The organism is Ferrovibrio sp., from assembly GCF_029255545.1.
Classification (GTDB): domain Bacteria; phylum Pseudomonadota; class Alphaproteobacteria; order Ferrovibrionales; family Ferrovibrionaceae; genus Ferrovibrio.
On the sequence record NZ_JANLJJ010000013.1, the window covers coordinates 1 to 6,859 of the forward strand.

A 6,859-nucleotide genomic window follows, 5' to 3' on the forward strand; every position below is an offset into this window, starting at 1 on the left:
TCCCTGGCCTGGCAGCTCGCCTTCCTGATCATCTCCACCGATCCGGCGCGCTATCGCCTGCTGATGCTGCCGTCGATCGTCGAAAAAGTGACCTGGGTTGGCGCCGTGGCCCTGCTTTTCCTGGCCGGCCGCGTCCCGGCCACCACATTCTACATCAGTCTGGCCGATGGCCTGTTCGCCATCCTGTTCCTCCTTGCCTTCCTGCGCACGCCACAGGTCAGGCTGCAGCCGGCTGGCTAGCCGCATCTGGCCGTGGCCGGCGCTTTTCGCTAAAACACTCCCATGCCGAAAAAACCCGTCACCGACAAACCCGTCACGCTGGCCACCTGGAACATCAATTCGGTGCGCGCCCGCCTGCCGCTGATGGATGCGTTCCTGCGCCAGCACGACCCCGACATCCTCTGCCTGCAGGAAACCAAGGTGAAGGATGAGGATTTTCCGCATGAGCTGTTCGAGCAGCGCGGTTATGCCCATCGCCTGATCCATGGCCAGCCGGGCTATAACGGCGTGGCGATCTTTGCCAAGGCGCCGGTGACGCTGAAGGAAAAACTGAAGCTGGCTGGCCGCGACGACCGCCGCCACATCGCCGCCGAGCTGGCCGACGGCACCATCCTGCACAATTATTATGTGCCGGCCGGCGGCGACATTCCGGACGCCAAGAAGAACGACAAGTTCGCCCACAAGCTGGCCGTGCTGGACGGCATGACCAAATGGTCGGCCGCGCTGAAGAAAAAGGGCGGCAAGGAAATCCTGGTCGGCGACCTGAACATCGCGCCGCTGGAAACCGATGTGTGGTCGCACAAGCAGCTGCTGGACGTGGTGAGCCATACGCCGGTCGAGACCGAGGGCCTGCTGAAAATGCAGGCGGCACGCGGCTGGATCGATGCCGTGCGGCATATCGTGCCGCCGAGCGAGAAGCTGTATTCCTGGTGGAGCTATCGCTCGCCGAACTGGGAACTGGCCGACAAGGGCCGCCGGCTGGACCATGTCTGGGTCAGCCCGCAATTGCAGCCTCGCCTGAAGCATGCCCAGGTGATCAAGGCGATGCGCGGCATGGAAAAAGCCTCCGACCACGCCCCGATCATCATCACGCTGGCACGGTAATCCCGGAGCCAGCCCAGAGATGGCCCAGGGCCGGTCAGCTTGCCCAGGCCAGCTTGCTTGGCGCGGCACAGACTTGCTAGGCTGCGCCGGTCATCAGACGGGGCATAACAGGGGGATGGTCATGCTGACATCGATGCGACGGATGGTTGCCGGCCTGCTGCTGGCCGGTGGCTTGGCGGCCTGCGCGACGCAGCAACAGGCGCCGTCCGGACCGCCGCAGCCGGCCAGCCCGCAGCCCACCGCCACCCAGCTCAGCCCCGGCCTGTCGCCACTGTATTTCCTCGGCACGCTGGAGCATGTCGACAACATGCCGCGCAGCGCCAGCGATATGAGCCGCGGCCGGCGTGGTCCGGCGATCCTGCAGCTGGATGCCGAATCCGGCTCGGGCCAGATGTGGGATTCGCAAACCAACCGCAATTATGCCGTCCACATGACCGGGCTGATCCAGCTGGAGGCCGGCATCTACCGCTTCGCGGCGTTGTCCAACGATGGCGTCCGCGTCACCATCGACAAGACCCGCGTGGTCGACGATCCCGACGTGCATGCCAGCAAGATGTCGCCGGCGACCGAGGTGCGGATTTCCGAACCGGCCTGGTATCCGATCACGGTGCAGTATTTCCAGAAGGGCGGTACCGCGGCGCTGAAATTCTACTGGCAGCCCCCGGGGGCCGGCGGCATGCTGCTGGTGCCGGCCGCCGCCCTGGCGCATAGCCCGCAGAAATAACGGCGCCTTACAGGCTCCAGTCGGGATCGGGGATGGTGGCGAAGACCTTGCGCAGGCCTTCGCCCCACAGGCCACGGATGCTGGAGAAATAGGGATCCTGCTCGGTGATGCGCTTGCGCAGGGAAATGCGCTGCGTGTCTTTCGGCAGGATCACCAGATCGAGCGGCAGGCCAACCGAGATATTCGAGCGTAGGGTGGAATCCATCGACACCAGGGCGCATTTCGCCGCCTGCACCAGCGGCGTGTCGGGCTGGATCACGCGATCCAGGATCGGCTTGCCGTATTTGATCTCGCCGATCTGCAGGAACGGCGTATCGGCGGTGGCGCGGATGAAATTGCCGGCATAGTAGAGCATGTAAAGCTCATGCGGCCGGCCGGCGATCTGGCCGCCCAGCAGCATGGAGAGATTGGGCTCGACGCCCTGCTGCTTCAGGCCCTCGCCGTCGCGGCGGCCGACCTCGCGGATCGCGGCGCCGACGATGCCGGCGGCCTCGAACATGCTGGTCGCCTGCATCAGGTCATGCGCCTTGCCGTCCTCGGCGGCGAAACCCTCGCGCAGCAGGGCCACCACCGACTGGCTGAGCGACAGGTTGCCCGCCGTGGCCAGCACCAGGGCGCGTTCGCCCGGTTTTTCCCAGACATGCATCTTGCCGAAGGTGGCGATGGAATCGACGCCCGCATTGGTGCGGCTGTCGGACAGCATGACGATGCCGTCATTCAGCAGAAGGCCGACGCAGTAGGTCATGACGCGCGCTTTCCGGTTTCCGGTCCCTGGTATTTTCTTCTTATATCACGCCGGCTGCATGAAATCGCGGGCGATGGCGGCGCCTAGCTCGATATTGCTGTCGATCGTATCGGTCAGGTATTCATGCAGGCCGGCATCGAAGATCGCCTCGATATCGCCATAACGCACCTTCATCAGCATGCCCTCGGCCTGCCGCACCGACGGATAGTCGTGGCGGTAGAACTGCCGCAGCTGCTGCAGGATCGTGACGATCTCGGCGAAGCAGGCATGCAGGCTGCGCGGGAAATCCTCGCGCAGGATCAGCAGCTCGGCCACGCGCGAGGGCCGGATCGAATCGCGGTAGATCTGGCGGTAGATGCGCAGGGCCGAGACCGAGCGCAGCAGCGCGCCCCACTGGTAGTAATCCACCGCGCCGCCGATATCGCCGGGCGAGGGCAGCAGGATGTGATATTTCACATCGAGGATGCGGGCGGTGGAATCGGCGCGTTCCAGCAGGGTGCCAAGCCGCATGAAGCGGTTGGCGTCGTCGCGCTGCATGGTGCCCTCGGCGACGCCGCGGAACAGCTGGCTGCGCTCGCGCACCCAGTCGAAGAAGGGCGAGAAGCCGTCGGCCTCCACCTTCTTCATGCCAAGCGTCTGCATCTCCAGCCAGGCGGCGTTGATGCTTTCCCAGGCCTCGTTGGTGATCTGCGCCCGCATGGCGCGGGCATTCTCGCGCGCCGCCTTCAGGCAGGCATGGATCGAGGAGGGATTGTCGGGCGCGAAGGCGAGGAACTCGATCACCGCCTTGCGCGTGGCCGGGCCGCCATGCAGGGCGAACGACGTGTCGCAGCCGGCGATGATCAGGGCGGCTTCCCATTCATCGCTCCTGCCGCCATTGCGCGAGGCGGCGGCGGTCTGCAGGCTCATGCGCTGGGCGACGTCGAGGATGCGCGCCATCGCCTCGGCGCGCTCGATGTAGCGGGTCATCCAGTAGAGATTGTCGGCGGCGCGGCTCAGCATGCTCAATCCTCGCCGGCCGCGATGTCGGGCGCGTCTTCCAGCACCCAGGTGTCCTTGGTGCCGCCGCCCTGGCTGGAATTCACCACCAGAGAGCCTTCGCGCAACGCCACCCGGGTCAGCCCGCCGGGCACCACGCGCATGGTTTCGCCGGTCAGCACGAAGGGGCGCAGGTCGACATGGCGCGGCGCGATGCCTTCCTCGACGAAAGTCGGGCAGGTCGAGAGCGCCAGCGTCGGCTGCGCGATATAGGCTTCCGGCCTGGCCAGGATCTTGGCGCGGAAGGACTCGATCTCGGCCTGGCTGGCCTTCGGCCCGACCAGCATGCCGTAGCCGCCCGAGCCATGCACTTCCTTGACCACCAGTTCGGGCAGATGCTCCAGCGTGTATTTCAGGTCGTCGGGCCGGCGCAAAACATAGGTCGGCACATTGGCCAGCAAAGGCTCCTCGCCCAGGTAGAAGCGGATCATGTCGGGCACATAGGGATAAATCGACTTGTCGTCGGCGACCCCGGTGCCGACGGCGTTGCACAGGGTCACGTTGCCGGCCTTGTAGGCCTGGAAGATGCCGGGCACGCCGATCAGCGAGTCCTTGCGGAAAACTTTTGGATCGAGGAAATCGTCGTCGAGCCGGCGATAGATCACGTCGACGCGCTTCAGGCCGCCAACCGTGCGCATGTAGACGACGTCGTCCTTCACCGTCAGGTCGCCGCCCTCGACCAGCTCGATGCCCATCTGCTCAGCCAGGAAGACATGCTCGAAATAGGCCGAGTTGAACACGCCCGGCGTGAGCAGCACCACGGTGGGCTCGGCCGCACAATTCGCGGGGGCGCTTTCGCGCAGGGTCTGCAGCAGCGCATCGGGATAATGGCCAACCGGCGCGACGCGCACGGCAGCGAAAAGATCGGGGAAGAGGCGCATCATCGCCTCGCGGTTCTCCAGCATGTAGGAAACGCCCGACGGGGTGCGGCAGTTATCCTCCAGCACGTAGAACTGGTCTTCCGCCGTGCGCACCACGTCGATGCCGGCAATATGGGTATAGGTCTGCCGCGCGATGGCGACGTCGCGCATGGGCGCCACGTAGGCGGCATTCTTCAGGATCAGGTCTTCCGGGATCGCGCCGGCCTTGAGGATGGCGCGGGCGTGGTAGATGTCGTCCAGGAAGGCGTTGAGCGCGCGCACGCGCTGCTTCAGGCCGCGGCGCAGCCGGCGCCATTCCTTGGCCGCGATGATGCGCGGCACGATATCAAAGGGGATCAGGCGCTCGGTATCGCCGCCTTCGCCATAGACCGCGAAGGTGATGCCCAGCCGGCGGAACAGCAGGTCGGCTTCCTGGCGGCGGCGGGCCAGCAGGCCGGCCGGCGCCGCGTCGAGCCAGCGCTTGTAATCCTGGTAGGGCGCGCGGACGGCATTGCGCTGCGCCGGGGACTGAGCTGATTGGGATTGACCAGACTGGGACTGGCCAGATTGCGACTGGCCGCCAGCGGCTCCGGTATCCATCTCGTCAAAAGCGGTCATGACAGTCGCACCCCCTGTCACGGCCATAATGCAGGCGGGAGACGCCGCCGTGCAATCGGAAGTCGGCCATGGGTCATTGGCACCCGGAACGGCACCGGAAACAGCAATCGCATACTCAGGATACAGCCTGTCGTTACGCCTGAGCCCGCAGATGCAACATTCATGCAAGGCAAAGGGCTGCCGCTATGCCATGAAAACCGGCCGGCGGGGTGCAGCCGCCGGCCGTGTCGGGGTCAGATGGTCATAATTTGTGCAGATGGCCCGGTCAGGTGGTCGGCGCCGGCATGGCCAACATCCTCACCCAGTACCCTTACACTGGGCTGGCCAGCTGATACTGCTGCTCCTCGGTCAGCGGCGTCGTTGCCTCCAGGCCACCGGCCGGGGCGGAGAATGCCGCCATGGCGCCGATCAGGCTGGCGCCAAACTGTTGACCGGAAACGACATCGATGGTGCCGCTGCTCGACCCGACCACGAGGTCATTCAGTCCGTCACCATCCATGTCGGTGATGGCGAGGGCCGAGCCGATGCCCTGGCCGCTCGCACCGGTCAGGGTGATGAACTGGCCGGTGGATTCCTGCGACAGGTCGATGCTGCCGGACGAGAAGCCACCGTCCTGGCCCCAGACCACCCACAGCTTGCCGGCACCGGAAGCGGCGGCCTGACTGCCGACCACGATATCGTCGATGCCATCGCCGTTCAGGTCGCCCAGCGCGATCTCTGTCGTCACCGAGCCGGTGCCGGTGAAGCGCACACCATCCTCTCCGTTCAGCGCGCCAATATTCACTGTGCTGCCGGCCGTCAGGCCGCTGTTGCCGAACAGCACAAAGCCGCCAGTGCCGCTCTCGTTCCAGCCCGCCAGATCCTGCAGCCCGTCGCCGTTGACATCGCCACCAGTGGCCACGCTGCGGGCCAGCGGGTCGCCGCCGGCGACTTCGAAGTTACTCAGGATCAGCCCGCCGTCGCTGCTTGCCAGGTTGGCCGCAAAGCTGCCGGCCGCATTGCCGAAGGTGACCTTCGCCGGGCCATAGTTGGCTTGCCCATCATTGCGCGCCCCGACATTGGTGACGATATCGGCATAGCCATCACCGTTGAGGTCGGTGGCACCCAGCGCATAGGCCACATTGGCCAGCGAGGCCACGCCGACCGGCGTGACACCGCTGTAAGCCGTGGCATTCGGCGTATTGGCAATGCCATTGCTGCTGCCGAACCACATCGCCAGCGCTGGCGAGGTGGCCGAGGCCCCGTTGACCGCCGAGCTGTTGCCGACGCTCATGAACAGGTCGGCATGGCCATCGCCGTTGAAATCCGTCACCAGTGGATTGCCCGACGGGCTATAGCCGATGCCCAGCGCCAGGTTCTGGTCGGTGACATTGTCGGTGCCCGGGCCGCCCAGATACACCGAGGCTGTGGTGCTGCCGGTGCCGTTGATCGTGTCGACGTAACCGTCGTTGTTGATATCTCCGATGCCAACCACATCGTTGTAGCTGGTGAACTTGAACACCGCCGGGCCGTTGGTCGCTGCGGCCGCAAAGCTGCCGCCGTTGAGCTGCGTGGTCAGCGAGCCGGCCTGACCGAAGATCAGGCCATTGCCGCCGCTGGTGTAGAGACTGGTCTCGGCCATAAGGTCGGTGACGCCGTCGCCGTTAATGTCGCCAGCATGCAGCTGATAAATCGTCGACATATTCGTCGCAGCGCGCACAGATACAGCTGACAATGCCATGTCATCGGGTTTCACGGTCAGGTGCACGGTGGCGGTATCGGTGCCGCCAT

7 protein-coding genes are annotated in these 6,859 nt (G+C 65.2%); 3 read left to right on the forward strand and 4 right to left on the reverse strand.

The features are described from left to right. From Q1J79_RS01270 to Q1J79_RS01280, 3 genes are all read left to right on the forward strand, one after another. A partial coding sequence (locus tag Q1J79_RS01270) for a hypothetical protein (RefSeq protein WP_300295481.1) occupies positions 1-240 on the forward strand: 240 nt, incomplete at its 5' end. A 42-nt stretch (positions 241-282) separates the two neighbouring features. Beyond that, positions 283-1,104 carry an exodeoxyribonuclease III gene (xth, locus tag Q1J79_RS01275; protein ID WP_300295482.1) on the forward strand — a complete coding sequence of 274 codons (822 nt, stop codon included), beginning with the start codon at positions 283-285 and terminating at the stop codon, positions 1,102-1,104. A 121-nt stretch (positions 1,105-1,225) separates the two neighbouring features. Further along, positions 1,226-1,828, forward strand: a complete 603-nt coding sequence (locus tag Q1J79_RS01280; protein WP_300295483.1) for a PA14 domain-containing protein — start codon at positions 1,226-1,228, stop codon at positions 1,826-1,828. A gap of 7 nt (positions 1,829-1,835) precedes the next feature. Here the strand turns inward: Q1J79_RS01280 and Q1J79_RS01285 are convergent, their stop codons facing one another. The 4 genes from Q1J79_RS01285 to Q1J79_RS01300 all read right to left on the reverse strand — a co-directional run. After that, a complete protein-coding gene (locus Q1J79_RS01285; protein ID WP_300295485.1) occupies positions 1,836-2,573 on the reverse strand; it encodes a proteasome-type protease in 738 nt (245 codons plus the stop codon). Positions 2,574-2,618: 45 nt separating this feature from the next. Then, positions 2,619-3,575, reverse strand: coding sequence for an alpha-E domain-containing protein (locus tag Q1J79_RS01290; protein WP_300295486.1), 957 nt, complete (start codon positions 3,573-3,575; stop codon positions 2,619-2,621). 2 nt (positions 3,576-3,577) lie between these two features. After that, positions 3,578-5,089, reverse strand: a complete 1,512-nt coding sequence (locus Q1J79_RS01295; protein ID WP_300295488.1) for a circularly permuted type 2 ATP-grasp protein — start codon at positions 5,087-5,089, stop codon at positions 3,578-3,580. 310 nt (positions 5,090-5,399) lie between these two features. Further along, the coding region (locus Q1J79_RS01300; RefSeq protein WP_300295490.1) for a VCBS repeat-containing protein at positions 5,400-6,859 on the reverse strand (1,460 nt) is incomplete at its 5' end.

Coding starts and splice junctions, on each gene's coding strand:
- Q1J79_RS01295 (WP_300295488.1), bottom strand. CDS start 5,089: ATGACCGCTTTTGACGAGATGGATACCGGAGCCGCTGGCGGCCAGTCG.
- Q1J79_RS01290 (WP_300295486.1), bottom strand. CDS start 3,575: ATGCTGAGCCGCGCCGCCGACAATCTCTACTGGATGACCCGCTACATC.
- Q1J79_RS01280 (WP_300295483.1), top strand. CDS start 1,226: ATGCTGACATCGATGCGACGGATGGTTGCCGGCCTGCTGCTGGCCGGT.
- Q1J79_RS01285 (WP_300295485.1), bottom strand. CDS start 2,573: ATGACCTACTGCGTCGGCCTTCTGCTGAATGACGGCATCGTCATGCTG.
- xth (WP_300295482.1), top strand. CDS start 283: ATGCCGAAAAAACCCGTCACCGACAAACCCGTCACGCTGGCCACCTGG.